General features: G+C 70.7%; 1 protein-coding gene. It reads left to right on the forward strand.

The features are described from left to right. Positions 1 to 239, forward strand: a 239-nt coding sequence (locus QSK22_RS33610; protein ID WP_285498563.1) for an AMP-binding protein, incomplete at both ends; no start/stop codon positions are given.

Below are 239 nucleotides of genomic sequence, written 5' to 3' on the forward strand. Positions count from 1 at the left end.
CGTGGTGGTCCGGTGCCGTTCGGCGGTCCGATCGCCAACACCCGCATCTACGTGCTGGACGACAGCCTCGAGCCGGTGCCCGTGGGTGTCGTGGGTGAGTTGTACATCGCCGGCGCCGGGCTGGCGCGCGGGTATGTCGGCCGGGCGGGTTTGACGGGTGAGCGGTTCGTGGCGTGCCCGTTCGGTTCGGGTGAGCGGATGTACCGGACCGGTGACCTGGCCAGGTGGACGCCGGATGG

The sequence above is a fragment of the Actinomadura sp. NBRC 104425 genome, from assembly GCF_030269545.1.
Classification (GTDB): Bacteria; Actinomycetota; Actinomycetes; order Streptosporangiales; family Streptosporangiaceae; genus Spirillospora; species Spirillospora keratinilytica.